This is a genomic window from Pararobbsia silviterrae (assembly GCF_003628125.1).
Classification (GTDB): Bacteria; Pseudomonadota; Gammaproteobacteria; order Burkholderiales; family Burkholderiaceae; genus Pararobbsia; species Pararobbsia silviterrae.
Map to the genome: position 1 here is coordinate 461296 of NZ_RBZU01000001.1, position 24099 is coordinate 485394.

21 protein-coding genes are annotated in these 24099 nt (G+C 65.9%); 6 read left to right on the forward strand and 15 right to left on the reverse strand.

Going from position 1 to position 24099, the window contains the following annotated elements:
• Positions 1 to 8 precede the first annotated feature (8 nt).
• The 6 genes from D7S86_RS02070 to D7S86_RS02095 form a co-directional block, all read right to left on the reverse strand.
• Positions 9 to 812 carry an enoyl-CoA hydratase/isomerase family protein gene (locus D7S86_RS02070; RefSeq protein WP_121084210.1) on the reverse strand — a complete coding sequence of 268 codons (804 nt, stop codon included), beginning with the start codon at positions 810 to 812 and terminating at the stop codon, positions 9 to 11.
• Positions 813 to 923: 111 nt separating this feature from the next.
• Positions 924 to 2126: a dienelactone hydrolase family protein gene (locus tag D7S86_RS02075; RefSeq protein WP_121082796.1), complete on the reverse strand. Its 1203-nt coding sequence runs from the start codon at positions 2124 to 2126 to the stop codon at positions 924 to 926.
• Complete coding sequence (locus tag D7S86_RS02080) at positions 2123 to 2581, reverse strand: YchJ family metal-binding protein (protein ID WP_121082798.1); 459 nt, start codon at positions 2579 to 2581, stop codon at positions 2123 to 2125. Before D7S86_RS02080 ends, D7S86_RS02075 begins: the two co-directional genes overlap by 4 nt.
• Complete coding sequence (locus D7S86_RS02085) at positions 2578 to 3759, reverse strand: acetyl-CoA C-acetyltransferase (protein WP_121082801.1); 1182 nt, start codon at positions 3757 to 3759, stop codon at positions 2578 to 2580. The genes D7S86_RS02080 and D7S86_RS02085 overlap by 4 nt, the downstream gene beginning before the upstream one ends.
• A 132-nt stretch (positions 3760 to 3891) precedes the next feature.
• Entirely contained in the window at positions 3892 to 4623 is a 732-nt protein-coding gene (gene can, locus D7S86_RS02090; RefSeq protein ID WP_121082804.1) for a carbonate dehydratase, read from the reverse strand.
• A 132-nt stretch (positions 4624 to 4755) separates the two neighbouring features.
• Positions 4756 to 5166, reverse strand: a complete 411-nt coding sequence (locus tag D7S86_RS02095) for a MerR family transcriptional regulator (RefSeq protein ID WP_121082807.1) — start codon at positions 5164 to 5166, stop codon at positions 4756 to 4758.
• Between the two features lie 233 nt (positions 5167 to 5399).
• Between D7S86_RS02095 and D7S86_RS02100 the strand changes: the two genes are divergently transcribed.
• Positions 5400 to 6476: an MBL fold metallo-hydrolase gene (locus tag D7S86_RS02100; protein ID WP_121082810.1), complete on the forward strand. Its 1077-nt coding sequence runs from the start codon at positions 5400 to 5402 to the stop codon at positions 6474 to 6476.
• 13 nt (positions 6477 to 6489) lie between these two features.
• On the opposite strand, the gene D7S86_RS02105 is transcribed toward D7S86_RS02100, so the two are convergent.
• The 5 genes from D7S86_RS02105 to argS all read right to left on the reverse strand — a co-directional run bounded on the left by D7S86_RS02105 (position 6490) and on the right by argS (position 12561).
• Complete coding sequence (locus D7S86_RS02105) at positions 6490 to 8136, reverse strand: ABC transporter substrate-binding protein (protein ID WP_121084212.1); 1647 nt, start codon at positions 8134 to 8136, stop codon at positions 6490 to 6492.
• A 59-nt stretch (positions 8137 to 8195) separates the two neighbouring features.
• Positions 8196 to 8972, reverse strand: a complete 777-nt coding sequence (locus D7S86_RS02110) for an SDR family oxidoreductase (protein ID WP_121082812.1) — start codon at positions 8970 to 8972, stop codon at positions 8196 to 8198.
• A gap of 222 nt (positions 8973 to 9194) precedes the next feature.
• A complete protein-coding gene (locus D7S86_RS02115) occupies positions 9195 to 9842 on the reverse strand; it encodes a thiol:disulfide interchange protein DsbA/DsbL (RefSeq protein WP_121082816.1) in 648 nt (215 codons plus the stop codon).
• Between the two features lie 90 nt (positions 9843 to 9932).
• Positions 9933 to 10721 carry an SPOR domain-containing protein gene (locus D7S86_RS02120; protein WP_205962745.1) on the reverse strand — a complete coding sequence of 263 codons (789 nt, stop codon included), beginning with the start codon at positions 10719 to 10721 and terminating at the stop codon, positions 9933 to 9935.
• Between the two features lie 34 nt (positions 10722 to 10755).
• Positions 10756 to 12561 (reverse strand): arginine--tRNA ligase, encoded by a 1806-nt coding sequence (gene argS / locus D7S86_RS02125; RefSeq protein ID WP_121082821.1) that lies wholly within the window; start codon positions 12559 to 12561, stop codon positions 10756 to 10758.
• A gap of 224 nt (positions 12562 to 12785) precedes the next feature.
• Between argS and D7S86_RS02130 the strand changes: the two genes are divergently transcribed.
• Positions 12786 to 13106 (forward strand): DUF1840 domain-containing protein, encoded by a 321-nt coding sequence (locus D7S86_RS02130; RefSeq protein ID WP_121084214.1) that lies wholly within the window; start codon positions 12786 to 12788, stop codon positions 13104 to 13106.
• Positions 13107 to 13187: 81 nt separating this feature from the next.
• Positions 13188 to 13478, forward strand: coding sequence for a PsiF family protein (locus D7S86_RS02135; protein WP_121082823.1), 291 nt, complete (start codon positions 13188 to 13190; stop codon positions 13476 to 13478).
• Positions 13479 to 13545: 67 nt separating this feature from the next.
• On the opposite strand, the gene metH is transcribed toward D7S86_RS02135, so the two are convergent.
• The 4 genes from metH to D7S86_RS02155 all read right to left on the reverse strand — a co-directional run bounded on the left by metH (position 13546) and on the right by D7S86_RS02155 (position 20377).
• On the reverse strand, positions 13546 to 16278 hold the full coding sequence (metH, locus tag D7S86_RS02140) for a methionine synthase (protein WP_121082826.1): 2733 nt from the start codon (positions 16276 to 16278) through the stop codon (positions 13546 to 13548).
• On the reverse strand, positions 16275 to 17342 hold the full coding sequence (locus D7S86_RS02145; protein WP_121082829.1) for a homocysteine S-methyltransferase family protein: 1068 nt from the start codon (positions 17340 to 17342) through the stop codon (positions 16275 to 16277). The genes metH and D7S86_RS02145 overlap by 4 nt, the downstream gene beginning before the upstream one ends.
• Before the next feature lie 478 nt (positions 17343 to 17820).
• Positions 17821 to 18078 carry a BTH_I0359 family protein gene (locus tag D7S86_RS02150; protein WP_121082832.1) on the reverse strand — a complete coding sequence of 86 codons (258 nt, stop codon included), beginning with the start codon at positions 18076 to 18078 and terminating at the stop codon, positions 17821 to 17823.
• A 757-nt stretch (positions 18079 to 18835) separates the two neighbouring features.
• The gene (locus D7S86_RS02155; protein ID WP_240647959.1) at positions 18836 to 20377 is read right to left on the reverse strand and encodes a DUF3108 domain-containing protein; all 1542 of its coding nucleotides are present in this window, start codon (positions 20375 to 20377) and stop codon (positions 18836 to 18838) included.
• Between the two features lie 110 nt (positions 20378 to 20487).
• Here D7S86_RS02155 and D7S86_RS02160 point away from each other — a divergent pair, with 110 nt between their 5' ends.
• The 3 genes from D7S86_RS02160 to D7S86_RS02170 all read left to right on the forward strand — a co-directional run bounded on the left by D7S86_RS02160 (position 20488) and on the right by D7S86_RS02170 (position 24037).
• Entirely contained in the window at positions 20488 to 21480 is a 993-nt protein-coding gene (locus D7S86_RS02160; RefSeq protein ID WP_121082834.1) for a fumarylacetoacetate hydrolase family protein, read from the forward strand.
• A gap of 55 nt (positions 21481 to 21535) precedes the next feature.
• Entirely contained in the window at positions 21536 to 22429 is an 894-nt protein-coding gene (locus D7S86_RS02165) for a PhaM family polyhydroxyalkanoate granule multifunctional regulatory protein (protein ID WP_121082836.1), read from the forward strand.
• 726 nt (positions 22430 to 23155) lie between these two features.
• Positions 23156 to 24037 (forward strand): ferritin family protein, encoded by an 882-nt coding sequence (locus D7S86_RS02170; RefSeq protein ID WP_121082838.1) that lies wholly within the window; start codon positions 23156 to 23158, stop codon positions 24035 to 24037.
• The last annotated feature ends 62 nt before the right edge of the window (positions 24038 to 24099 follow it).

Consider the following 24099-nt stretch of genomic DNA (forward strand, 5'->3'; position numbering starts at 1 on the left):
CCCCCGTGTTAGCGCGCCGCCCATGGCGGGCTGTCTTTTTGTAGAAAACTGGCGATACCCGCGCGGCCCTCTTCGGAGCCGCGCACGCGCGCGATACGGTCGGCCGTGTCGAGCATGAGCGCGGTGTCGATCGGCCGCCCCGCGATGTCGCGCACGAGGCGCTTGCATTCGATGACCGCCTGCGGGCCGTTGCCCGCGATCGCCTGCGCGACGCGCTCGATCGACGCGTCGAGCGCGTCGCGCGGCACGACGTCGTGCACGAGTCCGAGGCGCAGCGCCTCGCGCGCATCGAACCGTTCGGCGCTCACGACATAGCGTCGCGCCGCGCGCTCGCCGATCGCGCGAATCACATACGGGGCGATCGTCGCGGGCAGCAGTCCGAGCCGCGCTTCGGACAGGCAGAACTGCGCGCCGTCGGCTGCGATCGCGATATCGGCCGCCGCCACGAGACCCAGACCGCCCGCGTAGGCGTCGCCCTGGACGCGCGCGATGACCGGCTTCGCGCACGTATAGAGCGTGTTGAGCATCGTCGCGAGCCCGACGGCGTCGGCGCGGTTCTCCGCCTCCGAAAAGTGGGCCATGCGCTGCATGTATCCGAGATCGGCGCCCGCGCAGAACGCCGTGCCTTGCGCCGCGAGCACGATCGCGCGCACGGAGGCGTCGTCCGAGAGCGCGCGGAACGCGCCCGTCAGCTCGACGATCGTGAGATCGTCGAACGCATTGCGCAGCTCGGGTCGCGCAAGCGTCACGGTCGCAATCGCGCCGCGCTGTTCGACGGCGATACGCTGGAGTGTCGCGGGAGATTGTGTCATCGCACGCATTCCTCTTGGCAAAGGCACCCGGCGACGCTCGACAGTCGATGCGTTCGCCGGTCCGGCAGGTGCCCGATTATTCCTCAAACCGGACACTTGCGCGACATTGCTTTATCGGCCTTGCCAGACGACGATGTCGTCGATTGCGTAGGCTTTGCACGGCGTTCGCGCACGTTGAGAACAAGTGTCGATAGCCTCGGCGAACGGGTCGTCTCCTCCGGCGGCCCATGACCAGCGTCCGGATTGCGAAATCGCAAAGACGCGGGGGTTCGGTTGCGCGAGAAAGCGCAAATAAGCGATGCGGCCCGTGTCGTCGAGATAGGGCACGGCGTCGACGGCATCGAGCGCGGCGTAGCCGCTCGCGTGGGGGCGCGGCCGTGCGTCGCGCGGGTCGTCGATGCGGTACGCGATCGCGGTCGGCATGCCGACCGCCTGTAGAAATCGTTGCGTCGCGGGCCACCAGATCCGGACTCCGTCGCGATCGCCGACGAGACCGTGCGCGTCGTCCTTGTAGCGCCCGTAGTCGATGCGCGTCGCGATGCCGCCCGCCGAGACATAGGCGCGATCGAGCGACGCGACGAGCGGCGCGTCGAAGACGCGGTCGTTGTCGCCGTAGAACCAGAGTGTCGGCACGCGCGTGCGCGCGCCGAAGTCGGCGAAGGCGCGTGTGAGCGTGTCGCGCCATCGTGCGCAGGCGTCCTTGCGCAGGCCGCCCGAGAAATTCAGGATGCCGCGCACGCGCAAAGGCGCGGCCGTGCCCGTCGAGCTCGCCGTGCTCGCGAAGTCGGACGCGCCATAGGCGAGGCTGGCAAAGCCGCCGTGCGAGACCCCCGCGACGAGCACCCGGGACGCATCGACATAGCCGGTGCGCGCGAGCGCGTCGACGGTGGCGGCGATATCGCGCGCCTGCGCGACGCCGTCGGCTTCGAGATCGCAGCCCGTGTCGGGATACGTGCCGTCCGAGCCCGCGAAGCCTCGGCGATTCGGCACGGCGACGACATAGCCGCGCCGCACGAACTCGCGCGCGAACGCGAGCGGTCTGCTGCGCGGCTGCATGCGCGGGTCGCCCGCATCGCGCCCGTGATTGAAGACGACGAGCGGAAAAGGACCCGGGCCGTCGGGTTTGAAGATCGTCGTCTCGAGCCGGAGGTCCGGCGCATCCTGCACGGGAATGCGCACGACGGATTCATTCATCGCGGCATCGAGCGGACTCGCCGATACAAGCGCGATGGTCATCAGACTCAACGAGAGCGCGGCGAGCGCACGACGCAACAGCGAGATCCGCCGTAAAGCGCGTGCGCACGGATTCGTCATGATTCGGAGACGTTGCCGTCGACGTAGCGCCAGCGCCCGTCGTCGGCGCGCGTGAAGCGGCTGATCTCATGGAGCCGATGCCCGCGGCCGCCGGTCTTGTATCGCGCGACGAACTCGACGATCGCGTGCGTCGCATCGGATTGCACGTGAAGTTTGACGTCGAGACCGAGCCACTGAGGGCCGGGTTCCGCGCCGAGGTCCGCGGGACACGTCGACGGATCCCACGTCGCGCGCAGGTAGTCGTAGCGTTCGAGCACGTATGCCGTATAGCGCGAGCGCATCAGTTGCTCGGCTGTCGCGGGCAACTGGCCCTCTTCGATGAAGCGTGCGCAGCATGTGTCGTAGCTTGCCGCGGGTTTCGACTTGGCGTCGAGCGCGCGGCCGCCGCACGGACACGGCGCGAGCGGCGCGCGCTTGCCGCCGCCTGAGAGGTTCGAAGGGCGCGTCGTGTTCACAGGACCTCGATGGCCAATGCGGTGGCTTCGCCGCCGCCGATGCACAGGCTCGCGACGCCGCGTCGCGCGCCGCGGCTGCGCAGTGCGCCGAGCAGCGTCACGACGATGCGCGCGCCCGAGGCGCCGATCGGATGACCGAGCGCGCACGCGCCGCCGTGTACGTTGACGCGATCGTGCGGGAGCGCGTGCTCGCGCATCGCCGCCATCGTGACGACGGCGAAGGCCTCGTTGATTTCATAGAGATCGACGTCGGCGGCGCGCCAGCCGGTTTTGTCGAACAGGGTGGCGAGCGCGCCGATCGGCGCGGTCGTGAAGTGATCGGGCGCATGCGCGAACGTGCTGTGCGCGACGACGCGCGCGAGCGGCACGGCGCCGAACTTCGACGCCGTGGTCTCGCGCATCATGACGAGCGCGGCTGCGCCGTCCGAAATCGACGAGGCATTCGCGGCGGTCACCGTGCCGTCGTGTCGGAACGCGGGCTTGAGCGTCGGAATCTTGTCGGGGCGTGCCGAGTACGGTTGTTCGTCCTTGTCGATGCGGTGCTCGCCGGTTCGCGTGGCGAGCGTGACGGGTGCGATTTCCCAGTCGAACGCGCCGCTGTCGTTGGCGTGTCGCGCGCGTCGGAGCGATTCGAGCGCGAAGGCGTCCTGCGCCTCGCGTGTGAAGCCGAATTCATCGGCGCAGGTTTCGGCGAACGTGCCCATCAGACGGCCCTTGTCGTAGGCGTCCTCGAGTCCGTCGAGAAACATGTGGTCGAGGACCTGGCCGTGTCCCATGCGCATGCCCGCGCGCGCCTTCGGAAGCAGGTAGGGCGCGTTGCTCATGCTCTCCATGCCGCCCGCGACGATGACGTCGAGCGAGCCCGCGACGAGCATGTCGTGCGCGAACATCGCGGCGCGCATGCCGGAGCCGCACATCTTGTTGACGGTCGTGCAGCCCGTCGACAACGGCAGTCCCGCGCCGAGCGCGGCTTGTCGCGCGGGCGCCTGGCCCTGGCCGGCCGGCAGCACGCAGCCCATGACGACCTCGTCGATCGCCGAGGCCGCGAGGCCCGCGCGTTCGACGGCCGCGCGGATCGCGTGGGCGCCGAGTTGCGGCGCGCTCAGCGATGCGAGTTCGCCTTGAAATCCGCCGAGCGGCGTGCGCGCCGCGCCCACGATCACGATGGAATCCGACATGCGTGTCTCCCTCAGAATGGTTTCCGGCGCGTGCCGTCGCGCGATCCTCGGGTTCGCGTCGGCTTGCGCGTCGTGGCATCCCGCGTCGAGGCCGTCAGGCTAGGCGCCGACGCGGCCCGTCGCCGTTTCGTTTCATGCCGCGGGGACTTCGGGCGAGCGTTCGGGCGGCACGTGACGCAGGCGTTGCGCGCCCGGCGCGAGCGAGGCGACGCATGCCTCGTAGACGGGGTCGAGCGCGTCGCCGGCATCGACGGTCATGCCGAGATCGCGCAGGCGGCCGTCGTGTACGCCGTAGACCCATGCATGAACGGTCAGCGACTGGCCGCGCGCCCAGGCGTCGCGCACGACGGTCGTGCGGCACACGTGTGCGGCTTGTTCGATCGCGTTGAGTTCGACGAGCCGACGATGACGCGCTTCGCCGAGCGGCCAGTTCGCGAGCAGATCGCGATGTTTGTCGTGGACGTCGTGGACGTGCTGGAGCCAGTTGTCGGCAAGGCCGACGCGCTTGTCGAACACGGCCGCGCCGACGCCCGAGCATCCGTAGTGACCGACGACCATGATGTGCTTGATCTTGAGCAGATCGACCGCGAACTGGATGACCGACAGGCAGTTGAGATCCGAGGGGCCGACGACGTTCGCGATATTGCGGTGAACGAAGACTTCGCCGGGAGGCAGGCCGATGATCTGGTTCGCGGGTACGCGTGAATCGGAGCAGCCGATCCAGAGGAAGTCGGGCGACTGCTGGTCTTTGAGTCGCGAGAAGAAGTCGGGATCGTCGCCGAGCATGCGCGAGACCCATTCATCGTTGTTGCGGAACAGCTCGTCGAGCGAGAACGAATGGTTGTGCGGTCCGTGGTCTGTCATGAGGCTCCTTGAAGCGGGGCGTCGGGCCGCAAGTGCGAGCCTGAACGCGGGGGATGCGCGTGGCGCATGCGGGATGGGCGTTATTTTACGGAAGGTTGGGGGATGAGCGGTGTGCATCGCTTTCGCCCCGCTTCACGCCGCGTCCGCCGCGTCGTCGCGCGACGCACCGTCGAGCAACGCTTTGCACTGCGCTTCATATTGCGCGAGATCCTCGAGCGTCGCCGTCAGGTCTTCGAGCTGGCGTTCAAGCACTTGCCGGTGGTCGGCGATCGTTGCGAGAAAGGCCTTGAGTTGCGGTACGGTGTCGGTCGGCGATTCGTAGAGATCGAGCAGCCGCTTGATCTCGGTCAGCGTGAAGCCGAGCCGCTTGCCGCGCAGCGTGAGCCGCAGACGCGTCCGATCGTGGCCCGAATAGACGCGGATCTGGCCGCTCGCGCCTTCGCGCTGCGGCGCGAGCAGACCCTGGTCTTCATAGAACCGGATGGCGCGCGGCGTGATGTCGAATTCCTTCGCGAGTTCAGCAATCGTGTAGCGGGTGCTCATGGCGAGGTACGGGGAAGGCGGGAACGATGCCGCGTCGAATCGTCGCGAAGCCCGGCGGCGCGCGGCCGGGAGGCGGTTGTCCGCGTCCATGGGGCCTGCCGATCTCACGCGTCGCCGACGGCATCGGATTCGGACGATTACAATCGAGGTTGACGTAATCGTCAACCTCGGGCCGCCGCGACACACGGCGCGCGGGTTCATCGATCCGGCCTCTTTTTTCCGATGAAGCGCTTATGAACGTACTCGAACAGCAACTGACCTACCCGCTTGGCGAGCGTTTGCCCGATGCGGGGCATGTCGTCGAGGTCGCGCCCGGCATCCGCTGGGTCCGGATGCCGTTGCCGTTCGCGCTCGACCATATCAATCTCTGGCTGCTGCGCGACGAGATCGACGGCCAGCCCGGTTGGACCGTCGTCGATTGCGGGATCACGGACCCGACGATCAAGACCCATTGGGAACGCATCTTCGACGCCGAACTCGACGGTCTGCCCGTGCTGCGCGTGATCGTCACGCACTTCCATCCCGATCATGTCGGGCTCGCGCACTGGATCTGCGCGGGCGGCGATCGCAAGCGCTGGGACGTGCGGCTCTGGATGTCGCTTGGCGAGTACATGACGGCGCGCACGCTGTGCATCGGCGACGTATCGGGATCGAGCGCGGGCGGTGAAGCCGCCGCGCGGCATTTCGTGCTGCACGGCATGCAGGATGCCGATGCGATCGAGAGAATCCGCGCGCGCAAGGATTACTACAGCAAGCTCGTGCCGCGCATGCCCGACGCGTATCGACGCATGCGCGAGGGCGACACGATCCGGATCGGCGCACGCGATTGGCGCGTCATCACGGGTTTCGGTCACTCGTCCGAACACTGCGCGCTCGCATCGGCGCACGGCGATGTGCTGATTTCGGGCGATATGGTGTTGCCGAGGATCTCGACGAATGTGTCGGTGTTCGATGTCGAGCCCGAGGCGGACCCGCTTGCGTGGTTTCTCGCGTCGCTCGACCGTTATGACGCGTTGCCCGAGCAGACGCTCGTGTTGCCGTCGCACGGCAAGCCGTTCGTCGGCCTGCATACGCGGCTCGCGCAATTGCGCGATCACCACGCGGCGCGGCTTCAGGAGGTGCGTGACGCATGCGCGTCGCGGCCGTGCAGCGCGGCCGATATTCTGCCGATGATGTTCAAGCGCGCGCTCGATACGCATCAGATCACGTTCGCGATGGGCGAGGCGCTCGCGCATCTGCACGTGCTCTGGCATCGCGGCGAGGTGCGGCGCGAGCGGGGTGAGGATGGGGTGTTGAGGTTTGCGGCGTAACGATGGCGCGGCCCTAATTCACCGTCACCTGCGTAAAATCGACGCGCCCGAACGGACTCGCCGCAAACCCCTCGACATTCGGACGCATGACCGCCGCCGCTGTCGGATACGCGAGCGGCACCCACAGCGCCGCGTCGTGGATCATCTGCCGGGCCTTGTCGTAGTCGGCCGCGCGCTTGGCCGGGTCGTTCGTTCTGCGCGCGTCGCCGATCAGCGCGTCGAGCTTCGGGTCGCAATAGCGCGCGAAATTGATGCCCGATTGGACCGAGGCACAACTGAATTGCGGCGTCAGGAAGTTGTCCGGATCGCCGTTGTCGCCGGCCCAGCCCATGAACAGCAGATCGTGCTGTCCCTGCTTCGCCGAGCGGATCAACTCGCCCCACTCGACCACCTTGATCTGCGCCGTGATGCCGATCTTCGCGAGATCGGCCTGCAGCAATTCGGCCGACAGTTTCGGATCGGGATTCAGTACGCTGCCCGTCGGGCGCGTCCAGATCGTCGTCGTGAAGCCGTTTGCGTAACCCGCCTCGGCAAGCAGCTTCTTCGCGGCGGCGATGTCGTGCGGATAGGGCCGCGCGCCGCGCGCGTCGCGCGAAGCCGCCTCGGCCGAGGCACGGGCGTACGATGCCGCTGCAGTGGATGCCGCCGCGGAAGCCACCACAGATGCCGCCGTCTCGGGATACGGCCCGACCGCGGGCGTCGCGGTGCCGTCGAACACCGCCTTCACATACGTATCGCGATCGAACGCGAGGTTGATCGCCTGACGCACCTTCGGATTGTCGAGCGGCGCGTGCTGCGTATTGATCGCGACGAAGGCCGTCATGAACGCGGGCCGCTCGCTGAGTTTGAACTTCTTGTCGCTGCGCGCGGCGAGCACATCCTGCGGCTTCGGTGACAGCGCGATCGCGCACTCGCCGGTCTTGACCTTCTGCAGACGCACGGCCGTGTCGGGCGTGATCGCATAGATGAGCTTGTCGAACCGTGGTTTCGCGCCCCAGTACGCGGAATTGACGTCATAGCGAATGACGGCGTCCTTCGTGTAGTTGCGCAGCATGAACGGGCCCGTGCCGACGGGCTTCGTATTCATGTCGGCAGTCCGGTTCGCCTTGAGCAACTGATCCGCATATTCAGCTGAATAGATCGACGCGAATCCCATCGTCAGAACCGGCAGGAACGTCGCGTTCGGCTCGCTCAGCGTAAAGCGCACGGTTTGCGCGTCGATCGCGTCGATCGAACGAATGAGCTTGGTCAACTGCATCGACTGCGCATGCGGAAAGCCGCTCGGACCCGCGACCTTGTGCCACGGCGCCTGCGGGTCGAGCATGCGCGAGAACGTGAAGACCACATCGTCCGCATCGAATGCGCGCGTCGGCGTGAACCACGCGGTCTTCTGGAACTGCACGCCGCCGCGCAGATGGAACGTATAGCGAAGTCCGTCCGCGCTGACGTCCCATCGCTCGGCGAGCGCCGGCACGACCTTGCCGCTCGATGCATCGAAAGCGACGAGCCCGTTGAAGATCACGTCCGCCGACGCATTCGTCGTCACGAGCGAATTGAATTCGACGACATCGAATCCGTCGGGACTCGCCTCGGTGCACACGACGAGCGCCGCCGCATGCGCGCGCGAAGGCGCGAACATCGCCGTCAGGCCGACGGCCATCGTCCATGCGGCAAGCGCGATCTTCCAACGGAACGCCTTCATGACGTCATCCTTCTGTATCAGTCGGCCGCACGTTTCTTGCGCGGCGCACGCTCGAATGCCAGATCGTAAAGCCAACGCGGCAGCACGTGCAGCAAGACCGACACGATCGCCATCGGCCAGGGAATCACGCTGAACCTCGACTTGCGCGCGATCGCGCGCACGGCTCGGCGCGCGAACACGTCGGGCTCGATGATGAACGGCCGCGGATAGTCGTTGCGCGCGGTCATCGGCGTGCGGACATAGCCCGGCGCGATCGTGACGACGTCCACGCCCGCCGCGCGAAGCTCGACGCGCAAGCTCTCGAGATACCGCGTCGCAGCGGCTTTCGACGCGCTATAGGCGCCCGCGCCGGGCATGCCGCGTACGCCCGCTACGCTCGTGATGCCGACGAGCATGCCGTGTCGGCGCTCGGTCATCGGTGCGATGAACGGCTCGAATGTCGCGATCGTCGACAGATAGTTGATGTCCATGATCTCGCGAAACACGTCGAGATCGCCGCGTCCCGTGACGGAACCGGCGCTGATGCCCGCGTTCGCGATCACGATGTCCGGGCATCCGAAGCGCACCATGAAGTCGCGCGCCGCGTCGGCGAGCGCCGCATGATCGCGCACGTCGAGCGCGTAGACCGCGATGTCGAGCGCCGGATGCCGCGCGCGGAATGCCTCGAGCAGTTCGCCGCGTCGTGCGATCAGGCCGAGCGTCGCGCCTTGCTCGGCGTAGCGTGTGGCGAGCGCGAGGCCGAGCCCGCTCGACGCACCCGTGATCCAGACCTTCTGTGCGGACTCCGGTTTCATATATGCGCCCCTTGGCGACCGTGAAAACGACCTGTTGGACTCGTGCGGCAAGACCATCGTCATGCGCCGCGAGTCCGGTTTTTCGCTGTGAATCTCGCGCCGTGCGGCGCGTCATGCGCGGCGTCGATTTGCCGCGACATTCGAAAAAAATCCGCGGTTCACCGGAATGAAGACCGCGGATCGGATCGACGCGCGTCGAGCATGCCCGACGCCGACGACGTTTTACATCTTCTTCGCGCGTACCTGCGCGACCAGAAAGTCGAGCACCTTGAGCGTGCCGTCGAGGCTGTTCGTGATGCCGGGGCCCGTTTCGTACTTGCCCTGGACCGCGAGCGTCGGCACGCCGTCGATCTGGTAGTCCGCGATCATCTGCTCGTCGCGCTTGACCATGCTGTCGTTCGCGAACGAGTTATAGGCGGCGAGGAACTTCTGCTTGTCGACGCCGTTCTTCGCGAGGAAATCGGCCTGGGCTTCGGGCGTCAGCAGATAGTCCTTCTGCACATGGATTTCGTTGAAGATCTTCGGCGTCAATTGCGGTTCGACGCCGAGTTCGACGACTGCGTGATAAAGCTTCTGATGCGGCACGAACTGCGGCTGGAACGCGACGGGCACGCGCTTGAACACGACGTCGGGATTCTGTTTCTTGAGCCATGCCTCGAGGTGCGGTTCGAACTCGTTGCAGTGGGGGCAGCCGTACCAGAAGAATTCGGTCACTTCGATCTTGCCGGCGGGCACGGAGACGCTTTGTTGCGTCGGCAGCGTCTTGTAGTCCTTGCCGTCGGCGGGCGCGTCGACGCTCGCGAACGAGGGCGCGACAAACGCGGCGCTCAGCGCGAGCGAGGCGATCAGAGTACGAAAGAGAGAGGTCATGAGAGTCCTGGGGGTCCGGGGAAGAGGCGGCCGCCTTCAGACGCGCCGCGCGCGCCGAAGTTCAGCCGCGCGGCGCACCGTCGAGCCGGCCTATTGCTGCGTATCTTTCTGGAAGCGGATCACGACGGTGTCGATGCCCGCATCCGAGAGCTTCTGACGCGCGGCGTTCATGTCGTTGAACTTCGTGAACGGGCCGACGCGGACACGGAAGTAGGTCACGCCGGCCGCGTCGCGGCGCGTGACCTTCGACTCGAAGCCCTGGAACGCAAGACGCGCGCGTTGCTGCTCGGCATCGCCCTCGGTCTTGTACGCACCGACTTGCAGCAGGTAGCCCGAGTTCGCGTCGTTCGCGCCGGCGGCTTGAGCGGCCGATTGTGTACCCGATTGCGCGGCCTGCGGCTGGCCCGGCTGCGCGGGCGCGACGTTCGCCGCGTTCTGAGCGGGCTTCGCGGCGGGCGCGGGCGCTTCGGCGGTCTGCCCGTCGGTGCCCGGCACGACCTTCGGCACGGGCGCCTGCATGACGGGACCCGAAGCGGGCACCTCGATGATCTGCGGTTCGATGTTCGCGCCCGCGTTCCCCGCTTGCGGCTGCTGCGCCGGCGCGGCACCCTGCACGGCCTGACCCGGCGACTTGCCTTGCAGCGAGCGATTCAGATCGACATCCGATGCGGCGCTCGCATCGCTCGCGCCGTTGCCGCCCGTGAGCTTCGCGACGAACGGCGTCGGCGAGCGCGTGATATAGAGCGCGACGATGACCGCGATGGCGAGCCCCACGATGAGGCCGAGCACGATCCCGACAAAGGTGCCGCCGCCTTGCTTGGCCGGTGCGCCGCGTTGCTTTGAACTGGTCCGACGTTGTGTTGCCATCGCGTGTGAAATTCCCGGAACGGTGATCGATTATAGACGCGCGGTGTTACATTTTTTCGGGCGCGCTGACGCCGATCGTCGCCAGCCCGTTCGCGAGCACCTGGCGTGTCGCGGCGAGCAGCGCGATGCGCGCGGTCCGCAACGCCGGATCGTCGACGAGCACGCGGTCCGTGCCGTAGAACGAATGGAACTCGCTCGCGAGGTCGCGCAGATAGAACGCGACCGCGTGCGGCGCGAGTTCGTCGGCCGCGCGCGCGAGCATCTCCGGGTACTCGGCCAGACGCTGGAGCAGCGACTGCGCGCGTTCGCTCGTGAGCGGCGCGAGATCCGGCGCGCCCAGCTTGGGCAGCGCGTCGAGCGCGCCGCCGTGCTCGGCGACCCACGTGTTCAGAATCGAGCTGATCCGCGCGTGCGCGTACTGGACGTAGTAGACCGGGTTCTCGTCGTTCTGCTTGAGCGCGAGATCGACGTCGAACACGAACTCGGTGTCGGCCTTGCGCGAGATCAGGAAGAAGCGCACGGCGTCGCGGCCGCGCAGGATGACCTCGGGCGTCGCGAACGTCGTATCGCTCGCGTGCGCGTGATCGGCGTCCGCGCCGCCGCCCGACCAGACGATGAGGTCGCGCAAGGTCACGTAGCTGCCAGCGCGCTTCGAGATCTTGACCTCCTTGCCGTCGCGCATGACCGTGACCATCTTGTGGAGCACGTAGTCGGGATAGCCCTTCGGAATGCCGAGGTTCAGGCCCTGCAGGCCCGCGCGTACGCGCGCGATCGTGCCGTGATGGTCCGTGCCCTGGACGTTGATGACCTTCGTGAAGCCGCGCTGCCACTTCGTCAGGTGATAGGCCACATCGGGCACGAAGTACGTATAGGTGCCGTCGGACTTGCGCATCACGCGGTCCTTGTCGTCGCCGTCGTCGGTCGTGCGCAGCCACAGCGCGCCGTCCTGTTCGTAGGTCTTGCCCGACTCGACGAGCCGCGCGACGGCCTGCTCGACGCGGCCTTCCTTGTAGAGCGACGACTCGAGGTAGTAGCAATCGAACATGACGCCGAACGCCTGCAGGTCGAGATCCTGCTCGTGGCGCAGATACGCGACCGCGAAGCGGCGGATCGCGTCGATGTCGTCGAGATCGCCGGCGGCCGTGACGGGTTCGCCGTCCTTCGCCGTGACCGTTGCGCGATGCAGATAGTCGTCGGCGATATCGGCGATGTATTCGCCGTTGTACGCGGCCTCGGGCCAGTCGGTGTCGCCCGGCTTCTTGCCCTGGCCGCGCGCGAGCGTCGACGCCGCGAGATTGCCGATCTGCACGCCCGCGTCGTTGTAGTAGAACTCGCGATGCACATTCCAGCGCTGCGTTTCGAGCAGCTTCGCGAGCGCATCGCCGAGCGCGGCTTGACGCGCATGGCCGAGATGGAGCGGGCCCGTCGGATTCGCCGAGACGAATTCGACCATCACGCGCTCGCCCGCATGGGGCGCGTCATCCGGCGCGAAACCGAAGCGCGCGCCGAGCGCGAGGACTTCGCCGACGACGGCTTGCTTTGCGGCGACGGCCACGCGCAGATTGATGAAGCCCGGGCCCGCGATCTCGATCGCGTCGATGAGGCCGGCCGAGCGCGGATCGGCGTGCGCCGCATCGGCGATCTTCTGCGCGAGATCGCGCGGGTTCAGCTTGAGCGGCTTCGCGAGCTGCATCGCGAGGTTGCTCGCGGCGTCGCCGTGCGCGGCGACTTTCGGACGGTCGAGCGAGACCGAGGGCGGCGCCGGCGGGGTCTCGAGGCCGGCGTCCGCGATGAGCTTCGCGGCGGCGTCGGCAAGGATGGATTCGATCGTTTGACGGTGTTGGGGCAGCATAAAGGCTCGGCAAAGCAGCTTGGACAGCGCCCGTGCGGGCTGGGCAGCGGCACGATCGGCAAGGCCGCGGGGGCGGCGCTCCGAACGGCGCATCGGCACGCCGGGCGTCGGAAAACGCGAGTTTATCAGGTGCTATGATGGAATCTGATAAGCAAGGCGCGCGCGAGCGTGCGGCATGCCGGCCCGGCGACCTGCGACAACACAACAACATTCAAGGAGTTTTCATGCTGATCACGTTCAAATCGGCCGCGGCGCCCGAAGTCATCATGCTCGATAACCTGGCCCAGTATCTGCTCGGCATTATCGGCAAGCATCTCGGCGAGCGCGGCGTCATCACCCATCACGAACTCCCGGGCGCGATCGAAAAGCTCGAAGCCGCGATCGTCGTCGACAAGGACGCCGAAGCGCATCACGAAGCACTCCATCATCACGACGAACGCAAGCACCACGAAATGCCGGTCGGGCTCGCGCAACGCGCGTTTCCGTTCCTGGACATGCTGCGCGCGTCGCTGCGCGAGAACGCCGACATCATCTGGGGCGTTTGAATTGCGGCGCGCGGTGGCGCCTTTCGTTTATTTCAGGCTAAGCTGGTTCAAGCGAACGACTTTTACCACCTGGAGGGTACGATGCGCCACGCCATTGCCGTAATTGCCGCCGCGCTTGCGCTGAGCGTTTCCGTCTCGTCGCATGCGAGCTCGCAAACCGACAAGATGACGGCCTGCAACAAGCAGGCAACCGGAAAGACCGGAGACGACCGCAAGGCCTTCATGAGTCAGTGTCTGTCGAGCGCGCCCGTCGCGGCGTCCGCGCCGATGACGCAGCAGCAGAAGATGAAGGATTGCAACAAGCAGGCGACGGGCAAGACGGGCGACGACCGCAAGGCGTTCATGTCGAGCTGCCTGAGCAACAAGGGCTGAACGCACGCGTCGGCGCGCGTCGCATGCGTGGCATGTGACGCGCGTCCGATCCGTATCGCGCTTGCGCTCAGAGGTTCGGCGATAGCGCGCGACGCGCGTCGTCGAGCGAGACCTGCGCGCGCAGCGCATAGTCTTCGAGCTGGTCCTGTCCGATCTTGCCGACCGAAAAGTACGTGCTGTCAGGGTGCGCGAGATAGAAGCCCGACACGCTCGCGGCGGGCAGCATCGCGAGCGACTCCGTCACGGACATGTGGATGCCGTGACATTGGAGCGCGTCGAACATCGGTTTCTTGACCGTATGGTCGGGGCACGCGGGATAACCGGGCGCGGGCCGCACCCCCAGATATTTTTCGGCAATCAGCTCGTCGTTCGAGAGCCGCTCGTTCGACGCATAACCCCAGAGGTCCGTCCGAACGCGTGCGTGCAGGCATTCGGCGAACGCTTCCGCGAGGCGGTCGGCGAGCGCCTTGAGCATGATCGCGCTGTAGTCGTCGTGATCGGCGAGGAACTGCGCTTCCTTCGCCTCGATGCCGAGGCCCGCCGTTACCGCGAATACGCCGATATAGTCGGCCACGCCCGATTCCTTCGGCGCGATGAAATCGGCGAGCGAGCGATTCGGACGGCGCACGCCATCGACGACCGGACGCTCGGTCTGCTGCCGGAGATTGCGCCACGTCAGCGCGACGTTGGTGCGCGAGTCGTCCGTATAGATTTCGATGTCGTCGTCGTTGATCGTATTCGCCGGCAGCAGCGCAATGACGCCGTTGGCCTTGAGCCAATGACCCTGGATCAGCCGTTCGAGCATCTTCTTGCCGTCCGCGAACACCTGGCGTGCCGATTCGCCGACAATCGCGTCGTCGAGGATCGCCGGGAACGGACCCGCGAGATCCCAGGTCTGGAAGAACGGCGCCCAATCGATGAAGCGCGCGAGCTCGGCGAGATCGAAGTTCTCGAAGACGCGGCGGCCGATGAACTTCGGCTTGACCGGCGTGAACTGCGTCCAGTCGATCCGGTGCTTGTTCTCGCGCGCTTGTTCGAGCGTCACCATCGGCACGCTCTTGCGGTTCGCGTGCTGCTCGCGAATGCGCGCGTAATCGGCGTTGAGTTCCTCGACATAGCGCGCGGCGCCCTCGTCGGACAGCAGGCTCGATGCGACCGAGACCGAGCGCGACGCGTCGGGCACATAGACGACGGGGCCGTCGTAGTTCGGTGCGATCTTGACGGCCGTGTGCACGCGCGACGTGGTCGCGCCGCCGATCAGCAACGGGATGTTTTGCTCGCGGAAATGATCGTCGCGCTGCATCTCGGAGGCGACGTAGGCCATCTCCTCAAGACTCGGCGTGATGAGCCCCGACAGCCCGACGATATGCGCGCCCTCGGCCTTGGCCGTCGCGAGAATCTCCGAGCACGGCACCATGACGCCCATGTTGACGACGTCGAAGTTGTTGCACTGGAGCACGACCGACACGATGTTCTTGCCGATGTCGTGCACGTCGCCCTTGACTGTCGCGATGACGATCTTGCCTTTCGAGCGCACGTCGGCGCCCGCGGCTTCGAGCCGCTTCTTTTCTTCCTCGATGAACGGGATCAGATGCGCGACGGCCTGCTTCATGACGCGCGCCGATTTGACGACCTGGGGCAGGAACATCTTGCCCGCGCCGAACAGGTCGCCGACGATGTTCATGCCGTCCATCAACGGACCTTCGATGACTTGAATCGGACGCGCGAACTGCTGGCGCGCCTCTTCGGTGTCTTCGACGATGAACGTCGTGATGCCGCTCACGAGCGCGTGCGCGAGCCGTTCGTTGACGCTCTTCTGCCGCCATTCGAGGTTGTCCTCGCGCTTGGCCGCGCCGCCCTTGAACTTGTCGGCGATCTCGAGCAGGCGTTCGGTCGGCGTGAGCTCGCCCGGCACGTCGCGATTGAGCACGACGTCCTCGACGCGCTCGCGCAGTGCCGCGTCGAGGTCCGCATAGACGCCGAGCTGGCCCGCGTTGACGATGCCCATGTCCATGCCCGCGTTGATCGCGTGGTAGAGGAACACCGTATGGATGGCCTCGCGGACCGCATCGTTGCCGCGAAACGAGAACGACACGTTCGACACGCCGCCGCTGACCTTCGCGTACGGCAGGTTCTGCTTGATCCAGCGCGTCGCCTCGATGAAGTCGACCGCGTAGTTGTTGTGCTCTTCGATACCGGTCGCGACCGCGAAGATGTTCGGATCGAACACGATGTCTTCGGGCGGGAATCCGACTTCGTCGACGAGGATCCGGTAGCTGCGCGTGCAGATCTCGGTCTTGCGTGCGAACGTATCGGCCTGGCCTTTTTCATCGAACGCCATGACGACGGCCGCCGCGCCGTAACGCTTGATGAGCCGCGCGTGATGCTTGAACGGTTCGACCCCTTCCTTCATCGAGATCGAGTTCACGATCGCCTTGCCCTGCACGCACTTGAGGCCCGCTTCGATGACCTCCCATTTCGACGAGTCGATCATGATCGGCACGCGTGCGATATCGGGCTCCGAGGCGATCAGATTCAGAAACCGCACCATCGCGGCTTTCGAATCGAGCATCGCCTCGTCCATATTGATGTCGATGATCTGCGCGCCGTTCTCGACCTGTTGACGCGCGACCGCGAGCGCCTCGTCGAACTGGCCGTTGAGGATCATGCGCGCGAACGCCTTCGACCCCGTGACGTTCGTGCGTTCGCCGACATTGATGAACAGCGAATCGGCGTCGAAGTTGAACGGTTCGAGACCCGACAGCCGCGTCGGGTGCTTCGGACGATTGGAATCGGTCATGCGACGTCCCGGTATTGTTGTGGCCATTGGCGGGGGGCGACCTCGGCGAGCTTCTTCGCGATTTCGGCGATGTGGGCGGGCGTGGTGCCGCAGCAGCCGCCCGCGACGTTCACGAGACCCGATTTCGCGAATTCGCCGAGCAAGCCCGATGTCATCTCGGGCGTCTCGTCGAAGCCCGTGTCGCTCATCGGATTGGGCAGGCCCGCGTTCGGATAGCACGACAGATAGCAGTCGCAGAGCTTCGCGAGCTCGGCGATATACGGACGCATGAGCGCCGCGCCGAGCGCGCAGTTGAGCCCGAACGTCAGCGGCTTCGCGTGACGCAGCGAGTTCCAGAACGCTTCGACGGTCTGGCCCGAGAGGATGCGGCCCGACGCATCGGTCACGGTGCCCGAGATCATGATCGGCAGCACTTCGCCTGTGTCCTCGAACAATTCGTCGAGGGCGAAGAGCGCCGCCTTCGCGTTGAGCGTATCGAAGATCGTTTCGACGAGGAACACGTCGACGCCGCCGTCGAGCAGTGCCTTGGCCTGTTCGTAATAGGCGTCGCGGAGCTCGTCGAAGCTCGTGTTGCGCGCGCCCGGATCGTTGACGTCGGGCGAAATGCTCGCGGTCTTCGGCGTCGGTCCGATCGCGCCGGCGACGAAGCGCGGCTTGTCGGGCGTCGAGTAGGCGTCGCACGCCTCGCGCGCGAGCTTCGCCGACACGAGGTTCATCTCGGCCGCGAGGTCTTCCATCGCATAGTCGGCCTGCGCGACGCGCGTGGCGCCGAACGTATTCGTTTCGATGATGTCGGCGCCGGCCGCGAGATATTGCTCGTGGATCTCGCGAATGATCTGCGGTTGCGTGAGCGAAAGGAGTTCGTTATTGCCCTTGATGTCGCGATCGAGGTCCGCAAAGCGCTCGCCGCGATAGGCGGCTTCATCGAGCTTGTATTGCTGGATCATCGTGCCCATGGCGCCATCGAGAATCAGGATCCGTTGCTCGAGCAGGGTCGCCATCCGCGCGCCGCGTGTAAAGCGGCGTACGGTACCTGCGGTGTCGGGGGAGATCGTTTCGCTCATGATCGTCGTGTCGGGTCCATCGAATGGAACAGTGCAAAGCCCCGTGCGGCGGGGGGTTAGGGCGCATCGGCGCGCGCCGCGCAAACGGGCAGACCGGCATTTTACCGGGTCGCCTCACGATTCACATGGAGTCGTAAGGCGCGCGCGTGATGTGGCCGGCGTTTGCCGGTATGCGGGATACCGGCCGATCGAACGCACGTACGAGCGCGTGCGCGGTCGTGTGTCGTCGTGCACATCGCATCGTGCGTGTGATCGAGCCCGAAATTGAAGCCGTGGCCGATGCCGAAATCAAAGCCGAATCGAAGCCGTGATCGACGGCACGTCTCGTCGCGCTATCGTCTTGGCGACCAAAGCGAAGGCCCCGGCCGCATCGCGGCTCGGGGCCATTCGTCAAGCATGAGGGACACGCGCCACGGCGTGGCGCGTCGGCGTCGCGGATCAGGCCCGCATGTCGAGCTTCACCGAACGATTGCGCGAATCAGTGGAGCACGACCGGTTGTTGCATGAGGCTGTCGAACTGGCCGAGGAACTCGTCGACTTCATCGAGCGAGGGCTGCGATTCGATGAGTTTCTGGACGTGTTCGCGAAAACGCGCGGCCATGAAGCCGTCGATGTAGAGCTCGCGCTGCAGGTTCTTGTCGACGATCTCGTAGCCACCCGACGTCAACGCGATGTTGTCTTCCTGCGCGGGGAATTCGACGACACAATAGTTCGGGCTGTTATAGATCATTTGCATGGCGACGCTCCTTTTCCTGCTGCTCGATTCACGGGTTAGCTCGTAAATGGAGCGGGTTGATCGGAATTCAAGAGGTCGACCCGGATGCGCCCGCTTGCGCTGCTTCCGAATCTACATTTAGACCGTGCCGTGGAGAAACGTTTTCAGCATAGTCGCAAATCCAGGCCATTGCAGTGAGACAACGCACGCACGGTCATGTTGTGTGTCTCAAGTTGCGCGATGGCAACGTCCACGGACCGAATCGCCCTACCCGCGATGTTCAGCGGGTGACGGGCTTCACGCATCGGCCCACTTGCCGAACACGGCGCGCTCGCGCGTGCCGTGCATCCGGTTCGTCGAGCGTGCATCTGGACCTTGCCCTTTAGGCCTTAACGCACGCACGCATCATTCCGATGACAACAGAGCACATCGCGCGCCTGAACACGGCCCCTGCTGTAACGAAACGTAAAGACATCCGTCGTTATTCGATGCCTCGCGATCTAAAAGACCGTCGCGCGCCGGTTTCGTTCGGTGGTTCGACGCGTGGGTGCGAGATTCCGTCGGGGCGCCGCGCCGATGCTTGACACAAGCACGACCGCGCCGGTCGACGGCGCCGTGCTTCGTGCTCGGCATACCGCGCGACGAGACCGGGATACCGTGACATCGCATGAACCCTTCATGCATGAAGGGCATGCACTGGCGTGGACGCGCGTTTGAATGCGCGGACAACGCGCCCATACGGATCGTCGATGCGAACGATCACCGCACGCGCGCAGGCTTATCGATGCGCCGGTTCCGGTGTTGCGTTGTCATGCGAGGACGGCGAAGGGGCCGATGTTCCGTGTGTGTCGTCACGTGACGCGTCGCCCATGTTCCCGTCGCGTGTCGGAGCGGCATCGTCATGCGCGATCGAACCCGCGAACCGCAGTTCGATTTGCGTCCCATCGGGTTCGGTCTGAACGAATCGAATCGGCAGCCAGCCGAGCGACTGCGCGAGCCATACGTCGATCTTGCGGCGATCGCCTTCGCGTCTCGGTAAACGCGTGAAATGACGCGCCGGTACGAAGCCCTGCGACGTGCGGACGACTTCGTCACCGACCGTTTCGATCGGCCATGTTTCGCCGCTGTCGTTGTCGAGCACGAAGAACTGTCGCGTGACGCCCGGCGTATATCGAGTCGGATTGCCTCGGACAAGGCTTGAGAGTTGCATGAACATGCTGAAGCGGTCTTGCGCGCCAGGCGGCAGATCGACGCTCGACGCGGCGCGCGTGAAACTCGCATGCGGCTTGCCGTCGTTTTCGTCGCGATCGAAGGTCGTGACATCCGTGCCGCGACGGCCGTGTTGTTCCGTATAGCGCAGCGGCGACAGGCCGAACGCGTCGATACGGCCTTCGCTGATGTACGAATAGGTGCCGACGAACGGCAGCGGAATCGAGACGATCATCTGGTACGTCGTGCCGTCGGTGGTCCAGTGAATCGTGCCGCTCGGGTTTTGCACGCCGTTGTAGAAGCTGTCATATCGGAGTTCGCTCGAAGGCGGCAGCGAGAACTTCTCGCCGTCGTGTGCATTCGCCGCGTGCGCGGCGACACCGGGGCCCGCGCCTGCATCGCTCGCCGCGGACGCGCCGAGCGACGCGGTCGCGGATGCCGGCGACGACGCGTCCGCTGTCGGTTGCGGCGTTGTGGCGGCGGGGGCGGCCGAGGATCCGTCGGTCGTCGATCGATCGGCGGCGTCGGCCGTGTCGATGTTCGGCGGCGTCGTTGCGGCGGCGTCGCTCGCGCGCGTCGGTGGGGCCGGTGGCGCTGTCTGCGCCTCGGTGTCGGATGGGGGCGGCGTCGTGTGCGCCGGCGGTTTCGCGCGAGCGATCGGGGCGGACTCGCGCGTGCCGCGCTCGCTCGCGGAAGCGGCGTGACGCGCGGATCGGGGCGGTGAAGGTTCGGGCGTCGCGGACGCGTGCGCCGGCATCGCATCGCGATGCGCAGGTGCCGCCGGCACGCCGATCCGGCCTTCGAGCGCGCCCGCATCCGGTGTGCCGCGCGCGGATGCGGACGCACCCGGCGCGGCCGGCGACGGCGTGTGTTCCGATGCGGCGGGCGCGTGCGGCGTCGAGCTGTCGGTCACGGCCTGGGGCGTCAGCAGCGCGACTTGCACGGGGAGTGTCGCGTGGTCCGGGCGATCCTCGCCGATACGCGTGGCCCGGATCACCCAGATGCCCGCGTAGAAGTGCAGGGCCAGCACGACGGCGAGCGCGACGCACCAACGGATCCAGCGTCGGCGAGGCGGATGAATGGGCGCGAGCGAGGCGATATCGGCAGTCATGCGGTGTTCGAAGGAGCGGCGCCGGAGCCGGGCGCGTCCGGCGATGTCGGACGGCTTCGGTGAGCGCCACTTGTAGAATACCGGGATTCCCACTCGTTCCCTGTGACTCGATGAAGCTGGCCACCCTCAAGGATGACACCCGGGACGGACAATTGATCGTCGTCTCGCGCGATCTGCGCCACGCGGTCATCGCCGACGCGATCGCGCCGACACTCCAGCGCGTCCTCGACGACTGGAATTTCTACGCGCCGCAACTGGAGGCGCTCTACGACAGCCTGAACCAGGGGCGCGCGCGCCACGCGTTCGACTTCGACGCCCATGCCTGCATGGCGCCGTTGCCGCGTGCATATCACTGGGCGGACGGCTCGGCTTACGTCAATCACGTCGAACTAGTGCGCAAGGCGCGCGGTGCCGAGATGCCGCCCGAATTCTGGACGGATCCGCTGATCTATCAGGGCGGCAGCGACGACCTCAGCGGTCCCGAGGACGACATCGTCTGCGTGTCCGAAGACGACGGTGTCGATTTCGAGGCCGAAGTCGCCGTGATCGTGACCGACGTGCCGATGGGTACGACGCCGGACGCCGCCTTGCGCGCGGTGCGGCTCGTGACGCTCGTCAACGACGTGTCGCTGCGCAACCGGATTCCGGCCGAGCTGGCGAAGGGCTTCGGTTTTTACCAGAGCAAGCCCTCGACGGCGTTCTCGCCGGTCGCGGTGACGCCCGACGAACTCGGCGACGCCTGGCTCGACGGTCGCGTGCATCGGCCCTTGACCGTTCACTGGAACGGCAAGCGCGTCGGACAGCCCGACTGCGGGACCGACATGGTGTTCCACTTCGGTCAGTTGCTCGCGCATGTGGTCCGCACGCGCAATGTGCGCGCGGGGACGATTCTCGGCTCGGGGACCATCTCCAATACGGACCGGTCGAAGGGCTATGCATGCATCGCCGAAAAGCGCATGCTCGAAACGCTCGAGCATGGCGAGCCGAAGACCGCATACATGCAGTTCGGCGATCGCGTTCGGATCGAGATGTTCGATGCAAACGGAAAGTCGATTTTTGGCGCCATCGAGCAAGCGGTCGTTCCGCTCGAGCGCACGGCTTAGCACCGCGCGCGGGCTCGTGCCTGCGCGCGCACATGGATCTTCGCTGGGGGTATCGATGACTGAATCCGCGGGTACGCCGTTTGGTTATGACATGTTCGAGAAGATGTGGGGCATGTTTCGCAGCAATCCCTTCGCGATGCCCGGCATGGCGCCCGGAGGGGCTTCGCTGTCGGCGATGTCGGATATGGTCGCGCCGTTGACGAGCGTCGAGGAACTCGACAAGCGCATCGAGGAGATGCGGGCGGTCGAGCAGTGGCTCAAGCTGAATCTGAACATGCTGCAATCGGCGATCCAGGCGCTCGAAGTCCAGCGCGCGACGCTCGCGACGTTGCGAGCGTTCGGCGCATTCGCGCAGTCGTCGGTCGCGGCCGCCGCGGAGGCCGGAGCGGCCGTCACGCGAGAAACGACGAAGGCCGCCGAGTCGGCCGCACACGCCGCGCGACGTGATCCGGCTGCCGGCGAGGGCGCGTCGTCCGCGGGCGCCGCGTCGAGTTCGCCTGATGCGGCCGGCCAGGGCGACGAAGCGGCGCAGGCCCATCCGGCGGCCGGCATGGGCGCGGCGTTCGATCCGAACGGCTGGTGGAACTTGTTGCAGGCCCAGTTCAACCAGATCGCGAGTCTCGCCGCGGCGAGCGCACAGGCAGGCGCGGCGGCCGTCGCGACGGCCCAGCCCGCGGCGGATGGCGATGCGCCGCCGGCTGGACGCGCGGCCAAGGGCGCATCGGCGAAGTCGGCTTCGAAGTCCGCATCGTCGTCGGCGGCGTCCCCCGAGGGCCGTGCGCCGCGATCCGACGGCGGACGCGCCGAGAGCAAGGCGGCGAGCGCGCCGAGCGCCAAGGCAGCCGTCAAGCCCGCGCGCACGGCGCATGCCGATCGTGCCGGGTCGGCGCGCGCGCCGAAGAAGACCCCGTCGTCCGCGGCGGCGGCAAAGAAATCTTCGTCATCCTGAGTTTGGACGTACCGCACCGATAAACGTATCGGTGACGGTCACACTTGATACCGATGTCGAACGATAGGGGCGCGTCGGCGATGCCGATGCGCGCCGCCTGGCCGTGCGCGCCATCGCGCCTTTGTTGAGCGTAGAGGCGTTCCGCCGTGGCGCATGCAGTCGTCCACCGGACGGGCACGCGCGTATGCAGCCGGCCCGGTCCGGATCGCGAATGCTTGCCTATTCGTGTCCGCGCCGTCGACGACCGGGCGGTGCGATGTCGCCGCGCCGGCCCGTATCGGATCGCGCAATGAGGGCCGGATGGACAACTCGGCAGCGAGACTGCGTGGCCCGCCGAATGCTCTTCAATCGTGTCAATCGTCACGCGAACGCGAATCGTTTCGCTTACACTGAGACAACAGCACGGGCGTGCGGTTGAGCGCGGTAGGCGGACGTTAGGGGTGGGTCCGATGGGCGCTCGCCGCGTTCGCGCCGGAAGTCGGGGATCCGCGGCATGCTAAAATCGGCGGATTTCTCGTCACCGGGGTGATCTGACCCGGGCGGGGCGGTGCTCGTGCAGGCCGGAAATCGTCGGAGCGCGGCATCCGTCATGTCATTTGCTGCGTAGAATATTCAAAGGTCGGCCTTGCATGAACGGGGGTTGGCAGGCGCTTGACTGGGGCGGCGCGCCGGGCGGCAGACGCTTGGCGCGGGCCTCGAGGCACGGCGCTGAAAAGGGGTGGGAACATGGAAACGATGCTTTATCCGGAACTGTACAAATCTCTCGAATCCGTCCGATGGGACATGGCCAAGGACATCCCGTGGGATAGTTTCGACGCATCCAAACTGTCGGACGAGCAGGCCAAAACGATCAAGATGAACGCCATCACCGAGTGGGCGGCGCTGCCGGCCACCGAGATGTTCCTGCGCGACAACCACCACGACAGCGATTTTTCGGCGTTCATGAGCGTCTGGTTTTTCGAGGAGCAAAAGCATTCGCTCGTGCTCATGGAATACCTGCGCCGCTTCAAGCCCGAACTCGTGCCGACCGAAGAAGAACTGCACGCGGTGCGTTTCACGTTCGATCCGGCGCCGCCGCTCGAAACGCTGATGCTCCATTTCTGCGGCGAAATTCGTCTCAATCACTGGTATCGCCGCGCAGCCGAGTGGCATACGGAGCCCGTGATCAAGCATATCTACGAGACGATTTCGCGCGACGAGGCGCGTCACGGCGGCGCGTATCTGCGCTACATGAAGAAGGCGCTCGTGAACTTCGGCGACACGGCGCGCGCGGCGTTCGCGAAGATCGGCGTGCTGATGGCGTCGGCGCGACGCACGGAAAAGCCGCTGCATCCGACGAATCTGCACGTGAACCGCGACCTGTTCCCGCGTGACACGGTGCAATCGCGTTTGCCCGATCCCGAATGGCTTGAGCATTGGCTCGACGAGCAGATCCGGTTCGACGACAGCTGGGAAAAGAAGGTCGTCGAGCGCATCCTGCACAATCTGTCGATCCTGTTCGAGCGCACGTTCACGACGGCGCAGGAGCTCAATCGCTATCGCAAGGAAATCGTCGCGCGGCTCCAGCCGGCGGGTAGCGAAGAAGGGCCGAGCCAGCAACCGGCCTGAGGCCGCGGCCGGTTTGTCATGCTTGTGTCGAAAGCCCGTCGCCGACGGGCTTTTTCGTTGGT